Origin of the sequence: Haloferax sp. ATCC BAA-644 (assembly GCF_000336975.1) — an archaeon.
Taxonomy (GTDB): domain Archaea; phylum Halobacteriota; class Halobacteria; order Halobacteriales; family Haloferacaceae; genus Haloferax; species Haloferax volcanii.
The window spans coordinates 237,497-256,484 of record NZ_AOLF01000002.1; the positions used below are offsets into that span (position 1 = coordinate 237,497).

Here is an 18,988-nt window from a genome sequence, read left to right on the forward strand (position 1 = left end):
TGTTCACGGTGCTGGCGACGGTCAGACGCGCGAATCGTTCACGGCGGAACCCGGAACCATGCAAAAGGTTATTACACTCCGACAAGCAGGTTGGTGCAACGAGTTAGCCCATGCAAGAGCTAGGTATCATCATGAACGGCGTGACCGGCCGGATGGGAACGAATCAGCATCTCATCCGCTCTATCGTCGCGCTACGCGAGGAGGGCGGCGTGGAACTCTCCAGCGGGGAACGAGTCATGCCGGACCCGCTTCTCGTCGGCCGCAACGAGCGCAAACTCCGCGAACTGAGCGAGGAACACGGCATCGACCGCTGGACCGTCGACCCCGACCTCGAAACGTGTCTCGACGGCGACGACGAGGTGTACTTCGACTCGCAGATAACCCCCCGCCGCCCTGACAGCGTGATGAAGGCTATCGATGCCGGAAAGCACGTCTACTGCGAGAAACCACTGGCGAGCGACCTCAGCGCCGCGCTCGACGTGGCCGGGATGGCCGAGGAGAGCGACGTGAAGCACGGCATCGTCCAAGACAAACTCTGGCTGCCGGGGCTGTTGAAGCTCCAGCGGCTCATCGAACAGGACTTCTTCGGCGACATCCTCTCGGTGCGCGTCGAGTTCGGCTACTGGGTGTTCACCGGGCACGGACAGGAGGCACAGCGCCCTTCGTGGAACTACCGCGCCGAGGACGGCGGCGGCATCGTCGACGACATGTTCTCTCATTGGAGCTACGTGCTGGAGAACCTGTTCGGTGAGGTGGAGTCCGTCCGCTGTCTCCAGAAGACCCACATCGACGAGCGAATCGACGAGGACGGCGAGCCGTACGAGGCGACCGCCGACGACGCCGCCTACGCCATCATGGAGTTGGAAGACGACATCGTCGCCCAACTCAACTCCTCGTGGACCGTCCGCGTCAACCGCGACGACCTCCTCGAGATTCAGGTCGACGGGACTGAGGGAAGCGCGGTCGCCGGCCTGCGCGACTGCAAGACGCAGGGCCACGCGAACACGCCGAAACCGGAGTGGAACCCCGACACGCCGAAGGAACACGACTTCTACGAGGACTGGACGGGCGTCCCGAACAACCGGGTGTTCGAGAACGCGTTCAAGCTCCAGTGGGAGAAGTTCGTCCGCCACGTCGTCGCCGACGAGCCGTTCCCGTGGGACTTCACCGCCGGGGCGCGCGGCGTCCAACTCACCGAGGCGAGCTATCGGTCCTCCGAGGAGGGGCGCCGTGTCGTCCTCGACGACCTCAGCGTGTAGGAACGCCACCGACGAACAGTTTTATGTCGAACTCGGCCGTCGAGTTTCGCATGCACACAGATGACGGCGAGAACCCCGTAGACTGGCTCTCAGTCCCGGAAGACGTTATCCTCGAAGCGTGCGGCAACCCCCCGCTCCCCGAGTTAGGTATCGTCGAACAGGTCTGGGAGACGAATCCGATTCCGACAGACGAGGTGGCGGAGGCGGCCGCGACGGCCGTCGGCGCGCTGTCGTTCGCGGACGTTCCCGACGGCGGCGAAGTCGCACTCGGCGTCGGAAGCCGCGGTATCGCGAACCTACCAGACATCGTCGCGGGCGTCGTCGACGCCGTCTCCGAGGCGGGCTACGAGCCGTTCGTCTTCCCCGCGATGGGGAGCCACGGCGGCGCGACCGGCGAAGGACAGCGGGAGATGCTGAACGAACTCGGCGTCACCGAGGCGCGAATCGGCTGCGAGATTCGGTCCAGCATGGAGGTCGTGGAGGTCGGGCGCACGCCGGACCGCGACGTGCCCGTGGTCGCCGACGCCAACGCCGCGGCCGCGGACGCCATCGTCCCCGTCAACCGCGTCAAGCCCCACACCGACTTCGACGGCGAGGTCGAAAGCGGGCTGTCGAAGATGCTCGTCATCGGGATGGGCAAACAGCGCGGCGCGCAGATCGCCCACAAGTGGGCCGTAGACTGGTCGTTCCGGCGGATGATTCCCGAGATAACCGAGCAGCTCTTGGACTCGCTTCCCATCGTGGGCGGCGTCGCCGTCGTGGAAGACCAGCACGACGACACCACGCTGGTCGAGGGCGTCCCGCCGTCGGGCTTCCTCGACCGCGAGCGCGAACTGCTCGAAACCGCGTACGAACTGATGCCGAAGCTCCCGTTCGAGGAACTGGATTTGGTCGTGTTCGACCGGCAAGGCAAGGAAATCAGCGGGCAGGGGATGGATACGAACGTCATCGGCCGCCGGCCGTTCTCCATCAACGAGCCCGCCCCCGAGAAGCCGAACATCAAGCGCATCTACACCCACGGACTGACCGAGAAGACCCACGGCAACGCGATGGGCGTCGGGTCGGCGGACGTGGTCCACGAGGACATCGCCGCCGAGTTGGACGCGGGGACGACGCTCATCAACGCGCTCACCGCGAGCACCATCCGCGGCGTGAAGCTCCCGCCCGTGGTCGAGACCGACCGCGCGGGCGTCGTCGCCGCGCTCTCGACTATCGGCGTCGTCGACCTCGACACGGTTCGGGTCGTCCGCGCCGCCGACACCATGCACCTCCACCGGCTGTACGCCTCGCCGGCGCTCGTCGAGGAGGCCCGCGACCGCGACGACCTGCGCGTGGTCGAAGAACCCTCGCCGATTGCGTTCGACGACGGCCAGTTCGCCGCGCCGTCGCTCCGGGACTGAAGCGCGCAGGAGCGTTTTTCGCAAAAACGAGTTCGTCGGGCGTCGCCTACCGCTCGACCGTTTCCGGCTGCACCGAGACGACGGCCTCGGCCATGTCGCCGTAGTTGCCGGCGAGGAGCACCGAGGACTCCCCGTCATTCGCGCCAGCCGCGCCGTCGCGGACGTGCGCGAACGGTTCGCCGTCCTCGGGGGCGACGCAGCCGCCGATTCGGAGGTGTTCGACGCCATCCGCCTCGACCGCCGGCCCCTCGTCGGACTGGGCTTCGAAGCCGTCGAGGACGACCGTCGAACTCACTTCCGCGGTCAGCGGCGTCCCGCTCCCGTCGGGGACCGTCACGCGAACGTCTCGGAACGAGACGCTGCCGAGCGACTTACAGAAGACGCCGTGGCGCTGGTCGTAGCCCTTCGCCATCGCCGGCGAGAGGTCCGACGCGTCGAACGGGCGGGTCGCGTCGATGTCCACGTCGGTAAAGGAGATGCCCTCGAACCGCTGTTCGGGGAGGCCGGCGAGGAACGCCGCCGACTCGACTTCTTCGGCGGTGATGTGGTGGAAGTCGACGTTGCGGACGTTCGGCGTCGCCTCGGTAACTGGCTCGGGGTCGCTGTCGATGTCCGTCTGGTAGTAGCCGTTGATGACGAACGGGCAGGCGACGCGGCGCATGACGATGGTGTCGAACCGGAGGTCCTCGACCGTCCCGCCGCGGCCGCGCTTGGATTTGATGCGGATGCCGCGGTCGGTGTCGGTGAACGTGCAGTTCGTGACGGTGACGTGCCGCACGTCGCCGGCCGTCTCGCTCCCGATGACGACGCCGCCGTGGCCGTGTTCGACCGTGCAGTTGGTCACGACGACGTTCTCCGTCGGGCGACCGACCTCGCGGCCCTCCTCGTCCTTGCCGGACTTCAGGCAGATGGCGTCGTCGCCGGCGTCGATGTGGGTGTCGCTGACCCTGACGAAGCGCGAGGAGTCGATGTCGATGCCGTCGCCGTTCGGGGCGTCCGGCGGGTTCCGAATCGACACGTCGTGAATCGTCACGTCGTCGGAGTAGACCACGTGCGTGTTCCAAAACGGGGAGTTCCGGAGCGTCACGCCGGAGACGGTCACGTTCTCGCAGCCGTCGATTTGGAGCAGCGGCGGTCGCACCGTGAACGTGCTCACCGCGTCCTGTTTGTTGCCGCTCCGAATCGCTTCGAGTCGCTCGGTGAGTTCGGAGGGGTACTGCTCGGGCGGTACCGACACGAACTCCCACCAGTAGGAGCCGCCGCCGTCGATGACGCCCTCGCCGGTGATGGTGACGTTCGCGGCGTCGGCCACATGGAGACACGGGTGGAAGCCGTCCTGATTCCACCCCTCCCAGCGGCTCTCGACCGTCGGGAACTCAGTGAAGTCCTGGACGAACCGGAGTTCCGCGCCGTTGGCCAGCCTGAACGTCGTGTCGTCGCCGACGCGGAGCGGGGCGCTCCGGTACGTCCCCGGCGGGAGATACACCTCGCCGCCCGTTCCGGCGCAGTCGTCGAGCGCCGCCTGAATCGCCGCCGTGTCGAGCGAACCGTCGTCGTCGATACCGTAGTCGCGCACGTTCCGCTGTTCGAGGGTCACGCCTCAAGCATCCGCGAGCGAATTGATAAACGTTGTGCCGGTGTACCACGGCGCAGTACGGCCGGTCGCCCGATGGGAGGAAGACGGCAGGTCGCCTCAGAGCCGGTCGCGCAGGAAGGGCCACGCGCCGGCCTCGAAAAAGCGGTGGCCGCCGTCGCCGACGTAGAGACTGCACTCGCCGTCGGCGTCCGCGGCGCAGTACCGCTCGCGGATGCGGTCGAACGCGCGTCTCGTTCCGGCAATCGGGAAAATTGGGTCGGCGTCGCCAGCGACGACGCGGAGCGGCCGCGGAGCGACGAGGCCGGCGATGTCCCACACCTCGCCGAGGCGTCGGAGGCCGGGGACGTAGTTGCACGGGCAGTGGTCGATGGGGACGATGGAGTCCTCGAACGGACAGACCGACGCGCAGGCGACGACGCACCCGAGTCGCTCGTCGAGCGCGCCCGCGAGGAGCGCGACGGTTCCGCCGCCGGAGTGGCCGCAGACGGCCAATCGCTCCGCGTCGAGGGGCGGGTGGTCCGCGACGAAGTCGACCAGCCGGCACACGTCCCAGACGCGCTCGCCGACGAGCGACCGGCCGACGAGTTGGGCGCGCTTCTGCCAGTACGTACACGCGCTGACGGCGTCGGACGCGTTCGATTCGTCGGCCGCGTCGGGGGCTAGCTCACCGAAGGCGCGCATGTCGGGGGCGACGACGGCGAAGCCACGGCGAACCGCCTGCCGCGCGATGTCCCGGCGGTCGTCGGTGATGTGACGGCGGGCCGCCTCGCCATCTGCGACACCGGCGGCGAGGTCCTTGCCGTATTCGGTGTGGCCGTGAAGCGCGACGACGACGGGATACGGCGGGTCCACCGAGTCGGGGACGAGCAGATAGAACGGGACTCGGAACCCCCGTTCCGTGCGGACGCTCCACGTCTGTCGCTCGTAACGCCGGTGTTGAACCGTCGCTCCCGAGCGCTCCCGTCGCCTCGGGTCGATGCCCTCGACGGCGCGGTCACGCATCGCCGGGAATCCGAGTACATCGCGCAGTTCGCCGCGGAACGACGCCTGCCACGCCGCGAACGCCCGGCCGGGGGCGCCCGCGGACGCGACCGAACCGTCGCTCCCGTCGCTCGCTCGGAGGACGCCGTCGAACCAGTCGTCGTAGTCGAAGCCGGTCATTCGGTGTCGTTCCGACGAACGCGACGGGCTCACAAGTGCGTGTCGACGCCGTAAACGGGGCGAATCGTTCCCCGTAGGCGAACAGAGCAGAGAGAAGCGATAGCTCGTATCTGAGGCCGTCTACGACCCGTATTCGGTCATATCTGGCGGGTAACGGAACGAGCAGAACGCGGGGAAACGAGCATTACGGTTGTAGCGGCGTCACGGCAAGCGACAGACGCCCACCGAACGTAGTTCTGCCGATAAGAGTCCTGAGAGCGGGGATTCTCGGACACGGGGCGCTGACAGAGCGTCGGTTCGGGGAGGACGCCCGCTCGGACGACGGGTCTGAGTTCCCCGTACGCGAACAAAAACGGCCGTCTCGGAGGTGAACTCGACGCCGAGATCAACAGACAGCGGAGGGATAGCGACAGAAATGTCAGTGTGGTATGGAGAACAGGGCATTGTAGTCTGAAGAACGGTGGCGACGCGAGTCGAGAGCGAGGGCGAGAAAGAAACCGAGACCGGCCGGGACGGACCGAAACGGAACGGGCCAGACCGGACGAGACCGGGCCGAGAGTCAGTCGGTCAGTCGAGTGCGTCGCTCAGGTAGCCGCACCGCCAGAAGACGACGCCGACGGTCACGAGAAGCACGCCGGCGAGGGCGAAGTCCATCATGAGGACGACGTACGAGGCGGTCCCGCGCTCGATGCCCGTCATCGCGAGGAGTCCGAGCACGACGATGAGGAGCGTGAACGAGAGCACGCTGGTCCACAGCATCTTCTTTCGGCAGATCCAACACTTGAAGTACGACCGTTCTGAGGTTCCCATTACCGGCGATTTCGCAAAACGGGATAATAGTCCTTTGGGGCCACCATCTCGCGGTTCGGCCGTCCAGAGTCGCAAGCGCGTCCGCGCAGTCAAACTTAATGTCATTAAATAATCAGCATTATCGATGGGTATATATAGAATAGTCGTAATGAGTACTGTGTGATGGATTCGCAAAGCAGCGCTGAGTCCGACAAGTGGATCAGCGACGATGAATGGGAAGACGCGTCGTCACAGACGCGCCGCCGTCTGCTTCGAAACGCCTTCGGTGCCACGGCCGGGGCCGCCGCGCTGGCCGGGTGTAGTCAGGGCGGGAACGAAGACACGCCGACGCCCCTCGAAAACGAGGGCGGTGGCGGTGGAAGCACGACGACCGACGGCGAGTCGAGCGGCCAGTCGTCGGGGCGGACGCTCAACCACATCATCTCGCTCGCACCGACGAACGCCCGGTTCAACCCGTACGGCAACGCCGCGAACTTCTCGTTCCGGTGGTACTGGGCGATGTTCGACCAGTTGGCCGTCCACGACAAGGTGTCGAACAAGACGAAAGGGATGGTCGTCAAGGACTGGGAGTACGCCGACAACGGGCAGGTCACGTGGAACATCCGCGACACCTACACGTGGCACAACGGCGACGACCTGACGGCGGAGGACGTGACGACACAGCTCAAAATCGGTCAGCTGATGCAGACCGTCCACAAGGGCTACGGCGCACAGCCCCTGTACGAGAACGTAGAGCAGACCGGGAAGTACGAACTCACCTTCGACCTCGTCGAGCCCGGTATCAGCCGGGAGATATTCGAGTTCGGTCACATGAAGCGCCGGGCGTGGCTCTGGGCGCACCGGGACATCTGGGGGCAGTACGCCGAGATGTTCGACGACGCCACCACCGAATCGGAGCGAACCTCCGCCCAACAGGAGATGATGCAGGCGATTCAGCAGGACGTTTGGGACAACGCGAACGTGCCGGGGAACTCCGTCTGGGAGTTCGTCAGCGGGGAGGAGAACGTCGCGCACTTCGAACCCTACGACGACTACGTCAGCCCCTTCAGCGACGCCGAGTGGTCGAGCGGCGAAATCACGGGCGACATGATAGACTACAACCTCGACTGGCACCGCTACCCGAACCAACAACAGCGGACCAAGGCGATGCAGGAGGGCGTCATCGACGTGAGCTACCCGCCGGAGTCGCAGTCCGCTCGGGACCGACTCAAGGAAAACGGCTGGGGGCCGGCCGACAGCCTCTCCGAGGACCAGATTACGCCGCAGATGCGCAGCGGGGCGATGGGCGTCCTGCTCAACTGTCAGAGCGACATCACCGGCGACCCGCGCGTCCGGAAGGCTATTCACCACATCGTCCCCCGGAAGCCGCTCGTCGAGTGGGTCCCTGACTACGGCACCTACTGGGTCGAAGACCGCATTCCGTCCGGCATCGGGCAGGACAAGGAAGTGCCCTGGTTCGGCGGGAACTCGAACTGGCCGAGCGGGGACCTCGCGGAGCTCGAACGGTACGCACACACGGAGAGCGACGTGGACGAACAGCGGGCGACCGAACTCCTCGAAGCCGCCGGCTTCACGAAGCCGGGCAACCGCTGGAAGGACTCCAGCGGCGAGAACGTCACCCTGCGGTTCTACACCGCGACCTCCGACGAGGAGCCGATGGCCCTGCGGTTCGCCCAAATCGCGAAGACCTACCTCGACGACTTCGGACTCCAGACCGAAGTGACCGCACAGGAGGCGACCATCCGCGCCGGCAAGACGATGGAGTCCGGTGACTGGGAGCTGCTGTTCGACAACTGGGGCGGCGCGAAGTCCGGTCCGCCGTTCCTCGGCTTCTCGAACTCGTTCAGGGTACAGGAGTCGCTGTCCGGACAGCCGCTGCCGACCAACGACAACTGGGCGATGGACCGCGTGGTCGAGGTGCCGTACCCCATCGGTGACCCGAGCGGCGACCTCCAAGAGGTCGACGTCATCGACAAACTCAACGAGCTTCGGACGCAGATGTCGGACGACGAGCGCAGACAGAAAGTCGCCGAAGTCTCGTGGATATTCAACCAGTCGTTGCCGATGATGCTCATCAACGAGGAGGGCGGCACCGGTGGCTACTGGCTGAACCACGACAACTGGGCGACGAAGCCGCCGAACGACAATCTGAACCCGGCGTACCGCTACGAAATCGTCGAAATCGGCCAGTACTCCTACTGCCAGTACATGGCCAAGATGGGAACCGAGTACTTCCACCCGGCGGGAGGGCAGTGACCGCGCCGAGCGCCGCCACCTGAACCAGAACCCGTCGTCTCACCGAAACAGTCACTCGTATCAGCCATGCGGTGAACTCCCCGTCCGGCGGCCGAGATATTCGCCTCCGGGCGCGACGACGGCGAGGTCGGTTCGGTCGAGTGCGGTCGAAAGTAGCCCCGTTCATAATGATTAAGTACACACATGAGAGCTAACAACTAGCAAGGATGGTCGAGAAAAATTACTACGTGCGCCGGATAGCGCAGGCCCTGGTAACGGTCTGGGCGGCGATCACGTTCTCGTTCGCGACGGTTCGGCTCATACCGGGCGGGCCGATGGACTACATCGCCGCGCAGATTAGACAGCGGTCCGGAGGGGCGGTTTCGTCGACTCGTCTCAACCAGATGGTCGAGATGTACTCGAACGTCAACCCGGACAAGCCGATGCTGCAAGCGTACGTCGAATACATCGTATCGGTCGCACAGTTTGACTTCGGACGGTCTATCTTCTACGCGCAACCGGTCTGGGACGTGCTCGGGCCGGCAATCCCGTGGACGATGTTCGTCTCGCTTTTCGCCCTCGTCATCGGCACTATCATGGTGTTTCTCATCGGCGGCTTCCTCGCCGTCCACGAGGGAGACGCCTGGGACATCGTGGGGAGCTACTTCGTCATCTTCTCCGACGCCGTCCCGTACTACATCGTCGGCCTCGTGCTGCTGTTCATGCTCGGGTTCGGCACCGAGTTCTTCCCCAACGGCGGCCGGTACGATAACGCGCTCACGCCCGGCTTCAACGTCGAGTTCATGGCCAGCGTGCTGCGACACGCGGCGCTCCCCATCATGTCGTTCGCGCTGACCTCGTGGGGCGGCCTCGAATTCCGGGCGCACTGTACCCGCATCATCGGCGAGGACTACGTCGACGTGGCGGAACTCAGGGGACTGCCCGACAGCAGGATTCAACTGCGCTACATCGGCTGGAACTCGATGCTACCGATGTACACGGGCCTCATGGCCGGCCTCGCCAGCCTGTTCGGCGGGTCGGTCATCATGGAGCAGATATTCCGCTACCGCGGCATGGGCTTTTACTTCTACGAGGCCACGATGGCGCGGGACTACACGACGGTCATGGCAGCGGTCATCCTCTTTACCATCGTCACCGTCGTCGGCCTGCTCATCGCCGACTTCACCTACGGCTTCATCGACCCGCGCGCCGGCCACACCCAGCGCGAGTCCTTCTCGCGGTCGTACCGCGAGCGCCTCCAGCGCTTCCTCAACCGCCTGCGGGGCGGCGGCGCGGACGAGACCGAGACCGAGACCGAGACCATCGACGACCGCATCGAAGGAAACCGCATCTCGGCGAGCGGCGCGATGAGCTTCGACGTCGATAGCTCCGACTTCTCGCGCGGCGAGTACATCAGAGAGCGAATCGACCAGAGCCTCCTGACCCCGTTCCGCATCATCTGGACCTCGCCGCGGGCGCGGGTCGGCGCGATAATCCTCGGCGTCTTCGGGTTCCTCGGGCTGTTCGGGCCGTACATCGTCCCCGAGGTCAGGCCGATGCAGGGGCCGATTCTCCTGCAACCGCTGGAGAACATGCGCTACCCGCTCGGCACCGACGACATCGGCCGCGACCTCCTCGCACAGCAGGTGCTCGCGACCCGCCCGATGCTCATCATGATGCTGTCGGGAGCCATGTTCACGCTGGGGCTCGCCATCTTCTTCGGCGTCACGTCCGGCTACCTCGGCGGCGTCATCGACAAGGTGCTCATGACGGTGACGGACGTGATGATGAACATCCCCGGACTGGCGCTCGTCATCGTCCTCGCGGTGATTCTCGAACCGAAGAGTCCGGTGTTCGTCGGGTTCGTGCTGGCAATCGACAACTGGCCGCGGTTGGCCCGACAGCTCCGGTCGCAGGTGCTCACCATCCGCGGTGAGTCCCACGTCGAGGCCTCGCGGGTGCTCGGACTGCCCACGTCGAGCATCCTCTCGAAGAACGTCATGTCCCGGCTCATGCCGATGCTGACGATGGGAACGGTCGGGTCGATGCGGAACATCCTGATGGAGTCCGTCGGCCTGTACTTCATCGGCGTGCTGCCGTTCACGACGAGCAACTGGGGCGTCATTCTCAACATCGCCCGCAACGGCGGCGCGCTGTCCGGCATGGACCGCTTCCACTGGCTGCTCGCGCCGATACTGTTCATCGTCACGATGACGTACGGCCTCCAACTGTTCGCGCAGGGGACGGACCGACTGTTCAACCCCCGTCTACGCGCCCGCCACGCGGCCACCGTCTCGACCGACGACATGGAAGGCGGTCGCGGCGGCTCGGAAGGCGGCGACGGTGCCGCGTCCGCTGCGGACTGACGAGCACGCCCCAGTCGGTCGGTTTCGCGTCGCTGTTTTTTCGGTCGTTTCGCGCCGAGCGCACCCGTGCCACCCGATAGCAGGGAAAAGGTTAACACACGCGCTATCGACCTATCAAACGGGTTTCAACCATGAAAGTGGAGAAAGAAGGAAATACGACGCGGTACCTGCTCGGCCTCGTGATACTCGTACTCCTGCTCGTCGGGGTGTACTACGGGTTCACCATGATGTGATCAGAGCAGCCGGTACACCCAGATAAGGACCCGGAACGCGACGGCCACGAACACCAGCAATCCGCCGATTATTCCGAACATCCCCGCCCAGACGCCGGTCTGAAGGGCGGCACCCAAGAGAATCAGCAGCGCGCCGAAGAGAACCACCGCCGAGGTGATACCGCCGAATTTGGAGCGAACTGTCCACAGGACGTTCTGTCGCGTCTGCGCTTGCGCCATGTCAGCACGGACATCGCGGACGAACTTATAGTTTGCCGGTATCGCCGGTCGAACTGCCCGAAGACCGCGGAATCGGCACGCGACGACTGCGCCGGCGGAAAGTGTTAAGTAGGATTGAACGTGATAGATTCCCACGACGGTCATATGTTGACGATAGGCACGCGTAACGGGCGGGGTCGCTCGCCCGCCGTACGAACCGACGAGAGGGACTGACCATGGCGACACAACACACCAAACGGAAGACGCGGGACGAGCCGTCGGCCGAGCACAACGTCTTAGAGATAACGAACGCGAGCGTCGCGTTCGCGATGGAGCGCGGGGACGCGCGGGTCCTCGACGACGTGTCGATAAACGTCCGCCGCGGCGAGGTGCTCGGCGTCGTCGGCGAGTCCGGCTCCGGCAAGTCGATGCTGGCGGACTCCATGCTCGACGCCATCGACTCGCCGGGGACGCTCACCGGCGACGTGGTGTTCAACCCGCCGGAGGGCGGCGAGCCAATCAAGGTCAACGAGCTGAGCAAAGAGGAGCTTCGTCGGTTCCGCTGGGAACGGGTCTCGATGGTCGTACAGGGAGCGCTCGATTCGTTTAACCCGACGCTCAGCATCGGCGACCACTTCGTCGAGACGCTCCGAGCGCACGACTACGACATTCAGGAGGGGATGGAGCGCGCCCGACAGCTCATCTCCGACGTACACCTCGAACCCGACCGCGTCCTCGACGCCTACCCCCACGAGCTTTCGGGCGGGATGAAACAGCGCGCGCTCATCGCGCTGAGCCTCATCCTCGACCCCGACGTGCTCGTGATGGACGAGCCGACCGCCGCGCTCGACCTGCTGATGCAGCAGTCGATTCTGAAGCTCCTCTCGGAGCTGAAAGCCGAGTACGACCTCACCATCGTCATCGTGACGCACGACCTGAGCCACGTCGCGCGCATCTCCGACCGCCTCGCGGTGATGTACGCCTTCGAACTGCTGGAACTCGGCCCGGTGCAGGATATCGTCATGGACCCCGCCCATCCCTACACGCGGGAGCTACTCAACTCGATACCCGACATCGACGCCGACCTCGACGAGATGGCGTCCATCGAGGGGACGAGTCCGGACCCGTTGAACGTCCCGAAGGGCTGTTCGTACCACACCCGATGCCCGCTCGCCGACGAGCAGTGCCGGGCGACGAACCCGGGCCTCATGGAAGTGTCCGACGACCACGGGGCCGCGTGCTTCTACACGGACGAGGCCCGCGAGACGATTCCCCTTAAGAAGGAGGTCTCGAAATGAGCGCCGACCCCCTGCTCCGTGTCGACGACCTGAGTGTCCACTTCGGCGGCAACGAGGGCATCCTCGACCGCTTCCTCGGTGACGACAAGGGCGTCGTCCGCGCCGTCGACAACGTCTCGCTCGACATCGGCGAGAACGACGTGGTCGCGCTCGTCGGCGAGTCCGGCTGCGGCAAGACGACGCTCGGAAAGGCCATGATCGGCCTCCAACGGCCCACCTCGGGAACGGTCCGCTTCCGCGGACAGGACATCTGGAAGTCCGACCTCGAACCCGGCGACATCCCGTACAAGGAGATTCGGAAGTCGCTCCAGATGGTCCACCAGGACGCCGGCAACTCGCTGGACCCCAACCGGACGATATTCAAGAACCTCAACCCGGCGCTGAAGAAGTGGCGGCCGGAACTCAACCTCGTCGAACGGCGGGAACTCGTCCACCAGATGCTCGATACGGTCGGGCTCACCCCCGCGGACGACTACGCGTCTCGGTATCCCCACCAACTGAGCGGCGGGGAGGCCCAGCGGACCGTCATCGTCCGGTCGATGCTGCTCGAACCGGACCTCATCCTCGCCGACGAGGCCGTGAGCGCCCTCGACGTGAGCCTCCGGGTGAACCTGATGGACCTGCTTCTCGAACTCCAGGAGATGTTCAGCACCTCGTTCGTCTTCATCTCGCACAACATGGCGAACGCCCGGTACCTCGCCGGCCGCGCCGACGGCCGCATCGCCGTCATGTACCTCGGCCGCATCGTCGAAATCGGCCCGGCGGACGAGATTATCAAGAACCCCCAGCATCCGTACACCAAGAGCCTCCTGTGGGCGACCTCCGGCCTCTCGGAGATAAACGACCCCATCGAGACGCCGCCGGTCAGGAAAATCGACATCCCGGACCCGGAGAACCCGCCGAGCGGCTGTCGGTTCCACACCCGCTGTCCCGAGGCGCGGGAGTACTGCACGTCGAACACGCCCGACCTCGCCGGCATGAGCGGCCCGTCGGACCGCCACGAGGCGGCCTGCTTCGACGCCCACGACAGCATCGACTACCGGAACAGCGAACCGCTCACCGACGACCTCGACATCGACGTCGCAGACGACGCGGAACAGCCGGCCGACTGAGCAAAAACCCCGATTGGAACCGCCGTTCGGACGACGGCACCAACGACGACACCGCCGCCGGCATCGACATCTGTTTTCGCTCCCGTACTGCCGTTTTCGCTCCCGCACCGATGCCTGCGCTCACTCCCGAGTTCACTCCGCGTCGCCCGCCGGACCGACATCAGTCGGGAAGCCGTCGGGGACCGACGGCGGACGCTCGCACTGCGCCGAGAGTTCGACGTACGCGCCCTCCTCGGCGGACTCGCGGATGCCATCCATCGCTTCGAGGACGTGAAACCCGAGGTCGCCGCTGGTCCGGTGGGCCCAGTCGGAGCGAAGCGAGTACGCGAGGTCGACGAGGCCGAGACCGCGCTGTTGGCCGGGGTGGTCGCGCTCGACGGGAACCTCGCGCCACTCGCCGTCGGCGTCGTCGCTGAGGTGGACGCGGGGGGTCCCGTCGAACCGGTTGGGGTCGGTGACGCTCAGCGTCCCCTCGGTACCGTAAATCTCGAACCCCGGCAGTTCCGACTCCCACACGTCGAAACTCGTGAGGAGCGTCCCCGTCGCGCCGTTTTCGAAGGTCACGACGGCCGTCTCGTGGGTCGGCACCGACACCGGAATCCGCTCGCCGCGGCGCGGTTCGCTCGTTATCTCGCGCTCTTCGAACGGGGTGTTCGCGGTCCCGGCGACCGACCGAATCGGGCCGAGGAGCGTCACGAGCGACGCGAGGTAGTACGGCCCCATGTCGAAAAGCGGGCCGCCGCCGTCCTTGTAAAATCCGTCGGGGTCCGGGTGCCAGTGCTCGTGACCGTGGTTCGACCAGAGCGCCGTCGCGCCGACTGGGTCGCCGATGCGGCCCTCGTCGATGAGGTCGCGGCAGGTCTGGATGCCGGTTCCGAGGACGGTGTCGGGCGCGACGCCGACGGTCAGTCCGCGCTCGGCGGCGGTCTCCAGAATCGTCTCGCCTTCGGCCTTCGTCGCCGCGAGCGGTTTTTCCGTGTAGGCGTGCGTGCCCGCCTGAAGGGCCGCAGACACGAGGTCGCCGTGGGTTCCCGCCGGCGTGAGCACGACCGCCACGTCGATTTCGGGGTCGGTGAGCAGGTCCTCCGTCGGGAGGACGCGAGGCACGCCGTACTCTTCTGCTTTCGATTCCGCACGGTCCGCGTCGAGGTCGGCGCAGGCGATGACGTCGAGGGCGTCGAAGCGGTTCCCCGCCTCGAAGTAGACGTCGCTGATGGCTCCGCAACCGATGATACCGAGAGTCACGCGCTCCATACCGGGGCGACGCGGGAGAGGCTCAAATAGCTGTTGCCGGGCGCGGGCGCGAAGGGATCGTCGGTCAGGGCAGCGCGCTCAGTCGTCCGCGTCTTCGAGGTTGCCGAGGCCGCCGACAGACGACACCGACACCCACTCGCCGCGGCTGTCCGATGCCTCGGCGGCGAAGACGATGTCCAGTCCTTTTCTGGCCTCAGCGGGAGAGACCATCGGCGGTCGCCCCTCGGAGACGGCCGCGACGAAGTCGCGTATCTGGGCGACGTGCGGGCCGTCGGGGCGAGGTTCGGGGAGTTCAGCGGGCTGTTGCTCCCCGTTCACTTCGAACAGTTCGACGCCAGTCTCGGTGACGCGGAGCGTCCCCTCCGTCCCGTTGAATTCGAGGCTGATGGCCTGTTGGGGCCGCGTCGCCGTCGTCGCCGACACCTGCCCGAGCGCGCCGTCTTCGAACCGGAGCGAGAGCGCCGCCGTGTCGGGCGCGTCGATGTCGTGGTACAGGGCGTCGCCAGTGCCCGCGACCCGTGACACGTCGCCCGCAACCCACTGGAGCAGGTCGATGCCGTGGAGCGCCTGCGTGAACAAGACGCCGCCGTCGAGGTCCGCGCTCCCGTGCCACGAAGACTCGTCGTAGTACGACGGGTCGCGGTGCCACTTCACCCGCACGTCGGCGAATACGAGTCGGCCGAGCCGACCGTCGCGGACGACCTCGCGGGCGAACTGCATCGTGGGGAACAGCCGCCGCTGGAGGATACAGGCGAGGGTGACGCCCGCATCGCGGCAGGCGGCGACCATGTCGTCGACACGGTCGGGCGTGATTTCCAGCGGCTTCTCGCAGAGCACGTCGATGCCGTCTGCCGCGGCGTCGACGACGATGTCGCGGTGGGCACCGTTGGGCGTGCAGACGCAGACGGCGTCGAGGTCGGCGTCGGCTAACAGGGCGGCGTGGTCGGTGTACGACGGACAGCCGTATGTCTCACCGAACGAGCGAGCGGTCTCCGCGGTGTGGTCGGCGCAGCCGACGAGGTCCGCGCCGTCGACGGCGGCGAGCGCTTCGGCGTGGGACCGGCCCATGCTCGAACAGCCGACGATACCGACCCGAACCGGCGTCTCGGTCATCGGCGCTCACCGTCGGACGAGAGAGTGACTGAGACTGTGACTGTGACTGTGGGCGTCATCGATTCGAACGTCAGCGGGCGGCGTGATAAGCGTTTACGAGCGGGGGTCGGGGTCGCGCAGTCGTGCGGTCGCGCGGCCTCACTCGGGCGAGAAGCTCTCGGTGAGCGTCCGCCCGACGAGTCCGGCGGCGACGAACGCGAGGACGCTGGTGCAGACGAACGCCGTGGCGTAGTCGAACCGGGTGGCGAGCACGCCGACGACGAGCGGGCCGAGCACGCCGCCGAGGCCGCGAGCGGTCGAGCGAAGGCCCATCAGTTCGGACTCGCGGTCGACGGGGGCCACGTCGGCGACGAAGGCGATGGTGCCCACGGTGAGCATGGAGAACGTCACCGCGTGGACGAAGAAGGCGGTGCTGCTGATACCGATGCGGGCCAACTGTCCGTCGGGAACGAGCGCGAGCACCACGACGAGCGCCTGCACGCCGCTGCCGGCGAGACCGCCGACGATGAGCTTCTTCCGCCCGATACTGTCGCTCAGGCGGCCGAAGCCGTACATCGAGACCACTCGGACCGCGGGGCTGACCGCGAGGACGGCACCCATGACGACGTTCGAGAGGCCCACGTCGGCGACGAGGAACACCGGAACGACCGAGATGAACCCCTTCTCGGTCATGTTCCGGAGGACGATACCGACGTACAGCCAGCCGAGTCCGGTCCGCTCGAACAGTTCTCGCCGCGCGCCGCCGGGGAGGAGTCGGCCGCGGACCTCCCGCAGGAGTCGCCCCGCGGTCAGCGTCGCCTCCGACGGCGGCGTCGGGTCGCTGATGCGGAGCGTGAGGAGGGTCGCCACGAGTCCGAGGCCGACGACGACGAGATAGAGGTCTGTCGGGACGAGCACGCCGACGAGATAGCCGACGAACAGCCGACCGCTGATGGCTCCCGAGGAGCGGGCGCTGCTGTAGAAGCCGATGGAGCGGCCGCGGCCGGACTCGCCGCCCGACTCGCTCACGATGGTCAGAATCACCGACTGGAAGCCGGCGGTGAACACCGCGAACAGCCCGCGACAGGCGATTTGGAGCGGGACCGACGCGGTGACGGTCAACGGGGCGACCGCGAGCGTCGAGAGGAACGCGGTCCCGACGAGTATCGCCCGCCGGCGGCCCGTGATGTCGGCGATTGCGCCCCAGACAGGGGCGAACACGAACAGTCCGAAGGAGAACGCCGCGTACGCGAGGCTCACCGCGAACGGCGACCCCTGTCCGCCGATGTAGAGCGCCATCGCCGTGCCGAAAAGCGACCCGCACGCGACGCGCGAGACGCCGATGAGCGCGAGTGCGCTCCGCTGCCCTCGACTCGCTGGTCGAGCCTGCTGATTGACTCCCACTACGACCGGGTGTGACACTACCACCCAATAAAGATTGGCGAGGCGGAAGGCGGCGGGCGGAACGCTCTTGGGGCGGGTCGAGTGAGTGAGTCGTATGCGAACCTACGAGGTCAGCCGTATCGACGCGGACAGAGCGGTCCCGCTGACCGGCGCGGTCGACGGGACGGTGTGGGAGCGGGCGAGCGTCGCCCGACTGGACGAGTACGCGTGGGGCGACGAACCCGGTCCGGAGACGACGGTCAGGGCGCTGTTCGACCCGGCGGCGCTCTACCTCCAGTTCCACGTCGAGGACGGCGAGATAACCGCCGACGTGACGGAGTTGAACGGGCCGACGTTCGAGGACAGTTCGGTCGAACTGTTCGCCACGCCAGAACCGCCCGGCGACGGCTCGCCGGGGCGGTACGTCAACTTCGAGGCGAACTGCTGCGGCGCGTTCAAACTCGCGTGGCAGGAGCCGAGCTGGCGCGAGCGCGACATCGGCCGCGACCTCGTCGCACCGACCGACGCGGCGGCCGTCGAGGTCGAGACATCAGTTCCCCGCCCGACGAAGACCGCGGCCCCGGACGACGACTCGTGGTGGCTCGCGGCGCGGCTCCCGGTTTCGACGCTCCGGTCGCTGACCGGCCTCCCGCTCGAACTCGACTCGGGGGCGGTCTGGCGCGGGAACTTCTACCGGAGCGGCCTTCCCGACGCGCAGAAGGGGACGTGGAACCGCATCGAGCTGCCGGAGCCGACGTACCACTCCCCTGCGTTCTTCGGGCGCATCGAGTTCGAGTGAGCGATCGCCCCCGCAGGCGACGACAGACTGACCACGGGTGGACGCCACCGTCACCGAAACGGCTTTTCGCGCGGGTCGCGAACGGCAGCCTATGCGACAGCCGTCAGCGCTAGTCATCGGAGAGACGACCTTCTCGTTCCACGACTTCGAGGAGATGCGACCGCACATCGAGTCCGCCATCGGCGACGCCGCCGCGGTGACCGCGACGACCGACAAGGACGCCCTCGCCGCCCTCGGGGACTACGACCTCGTCGTGGACTACCTGACCGACGCGACCCTGACAGACGAGCAGTTGGACGGCCTCCTCGGGTTCGTCCGCGACGGCGGGGCGTATCTCGGTCTCCACTGCGCCGCCGACCTCATCAACGTCCACGACGGCGACGGCGGCCTCGACACGCGCGACGAGCCGTTTCCCGACCTCCGCGACCTCCTCGGCGGCCACTTCCTCACCCATCCCGAGCGCTCGACGTTCGGCGTCGAAATCGTCTCCGACCACGCCGTGACAGACGGCGTCGGCGGCTTCGAGGTGTTCGACGAACCGTATCAGGTCGACGTGGACGACGACGTGACCGTGCTCGCGCGTATGGCCCACCCCGACCTCACCGACTACCCGGTCGCGTGGGTCCGCGAGTACGGCGCGGGGCGAGTCTGTTACGCGTCGCTCGGCCACACCGCCGAGGCCTTCGAGAACGAGGACTACCGCCGACTGCTCCGCAACGCCGTCGGCTGGCTGGTCCGCGACTGAGCGGGTTGGCCGCGGCGTCGCCGGCGTCACCGTGTGAACGTTTATC

Annotated in this window: 15 protein-coding genes; 8 read left to right on the forward strand and 7 right to left on the reverse strand. The window is 66.4% G+C overall.

Annotated elements, in window-relative coordinates:
- Positions 1 to 110: 110 nt before the first annotated feature.
- Together C458_RS02520 and C458_RS02525 are read left to right on the forward strand one after the other, a co-directional pair.
- Entirely contained in the window at positions 111 to 1,259 is a 1,149-nt protein-coding gene (locus tag C458_RS02520) for a Gfo/Idh/MocA family protein (RefSeq protein WP_008572927.1), read from the forward strand.
- Between the two features lie 23 nt (positions 1,260 to 1,282).
- Positions 1,283 to 2,659 (forward strand): DUF362 domain-containing protein, encoded by a 1,377-nt coding sequence (locus C458_RS02525; protein WP_008572929.1) that lies wholly within the window; start codon positions 1,283 to 1,285, stop codon positions 2,657 to 2,659.
- Positions 2,660 to 2,705: 46 nt separating this feature from the next.
- On the opposite strand, the gene C458_RS02530 is transcribed toward C458_RS02525, so the two are convergent.
- The 3 genes from C458_RS02530 to C458_RS02540 all read right to left on the reverse strand — a co-directional run bounded on the left by C458_RS02530 (position 2,706) and on the right by C458_RS02540 (position 6,227).
- The gene (locus C458_RS02530) at positions 2,706 to 4,256 is read right to left on the reverse strand and encodes a glycoside hydrolase family 28 protein (RefSeq protein ID WP_008572932.1); all 1,551 of its coding nucleotides are present in this window, start codon (positions 4,254 to 4,256) and stop codon (positions 2,706 to 2,708) included.
- A 96-nt stretch (positions 4,257 to 4,352) separates the two neighbouring features.
- Positions 4,353 to 5,417, reverse strand: a complete 1,065-nt coding sequence (locus C458_RS02535; protein WP_008572934.1) for a S9 family peptidase — start codon at positions 5,415 to 5,417, stop codon at positions 4,353 to 4,355.
- Positions 5,418 to 5,984: 567 nt separating this feature from the next.
- Complete coding sequence (locus tag C458_RS02540) at positions 5,985 to 6,227, reverse strand: hypothetical protein (protein ID WP_239638812.1); 243 nt, start codon at positions 6,225 to 6,227, stop codon at positions 5,985 to 5,987.
- Between the two features lie 162 nt (positions 6,228 to 6,389).
- On the opposite strand from C458_RS02540, the gene C458_RS02545 reads away from it, so the two are divergent.
- Together C458_RS02545 and C458_RS02550 are read left to right on the forward strand one after the other, a co-directional pair.
- Complete coding sequence (locus tag C458_RS02545) at positions 6,390 to 8,483, forward strand: ABC transporter substrate-binding protein (RefSeq protein ID WP_008572938.1); 2,094 nt, start codon at positions 6,390 to 6,392, stop codon at positions 8,481 to 8,483.
- Positions 8,484 to 8,689: 206 nt separating this feature from the next.
- The gene (locus C458_RS02550) at positions 8,690 to 10,828 is read left to right on the forward strand and encodes an ABC transporter permease subunit (RefSeq protein WP_008572940.1); all 2,139 of its coding nucleotides are present in this window, start codon (positions 8,690 to 8,692) and stop codon (positions 10,826 to 10,828) included.
- A gap of 233 nt (positions 10,829 to 11,061) precedes the next feature.
- Here C458_RS02550 and C458_RS02555 read toward each other — a convergent pair whose 3' ends face one another.
- Positions 11,062 to 11,280 carry a hypothetical protein gene (locus C458_RS02555; protein ID WP_008572942.1) on the reverse strand — a complete coding sequence of 73 codons (219 nt, stop codon included), beginning with the start codon at positions 11,278 to 11,280 and terminating at the stop codon, positions 11,062 to 11,064.
- A gap of 215 nt (positions 11,281 to 11,495) precedes the next feature.
- Between C458_RS02555 and C458_RS02560 the strand changes: the two genes are divergently transcribed.
- Together C458_RS02560 and C458_RS02565 are read left to right on the forward strand one after the other, a co-directional pair.
- On the forward strand, positions 11,496 to 12,557 hold the full coding sequence (locus C458_RS02560; RefSeq protein WP_008572944.1) for an ABC transporter ATP-binding protein: 1,062 nt from the start codon (positions 11,496 to 11,498) through the stop codon (positions 12,555 to 12,557).
- Entirely contained in the window at positions 12,554 to 13,669 is a 1,116-nt protein-coding gene (locus C458_RS02565; protein WP_008572946.1) for an ABC transporter ATP-binding protein, read from the forward strand. Before C458_RS02560 ends, C458_RS02565 begins: the two co-directional genes overlap by 4 nt.
- A gap of 132 nt (positions 13,670 to 13,801) precedes the next feature.
- On the opposite strand, the gene C458_RS02570 is transcribed toward C458_RS02565, so the two are convergent.
- The 3 genes from C458_RS02570 to C458_RS02580 form a co-directional block, all read right to left on the reverse strand.
- Complete coding sequence (locus tag C458_RS02570) at positions 13,802 to 14,923, reverse strand: Gfo/Idh/MocA family protein (RefSeq protein WP_008572947.1); 1,122 nt, start codon at positions 14,921 to 14,923, stop codon at positions 13,802 to 13,804.
- Positions 14,924 to 15,001: 78 nt separating this feature from the next.
- Complete coding sequence (locus C458_RS02575) at positions 15,002 to 16,036, reverse strand: Gfo/Idh/MocA family protein (protein ID WP_008572949.1); 1,035 nt, start codon at positions 16,034 to 16,036, stop codon at positions 15,002 to 15,004.
- 138 nt (positions 16,037 to 16,174) lie between these two features.
- Positions 16,175 to 17,359: an MFS transporter gene (locus C458_RS02580; RefSeq protein ID WP_333782704.1), complete on the reverse strand. Its 1,185-nt coding sequence runs from the start codon at positions 17,357 to 17,359 to the stop codon at positions 16,175 to 16,177.
- Between the two features lie 154 nt (positions 17,360 to 17,513).
- Here C458_RS02580 and C458_RS02585 point away from each other — a divergent pair, with 154 nt between their 5' ends.
- Entirely contained in the window at positions 17,514 to 18,197 is a 684-nt protein-coding gene (locus C458_RS02585; RefSeq protein ID WP_008572953.1) for a carbohydrate-binding family 9-like protein, read from the forward strand.
- Between the two features lie 91 nt (positions 18,198 to 18,288).
- Positions 18,289 to 18,942: a ThuA domain-containing protein gene (locus tag C458_RS02590; RefSeq protein WP_008572956.1), complete on the forward strand. Its 654-nt coding sequence runs from the start codon at positions 18,289 to 18,291 to the stop codon at positions 18,940 to 18,942.
- Positions 18,943 to 18,988: the final 46 nt, after the last annotated feature.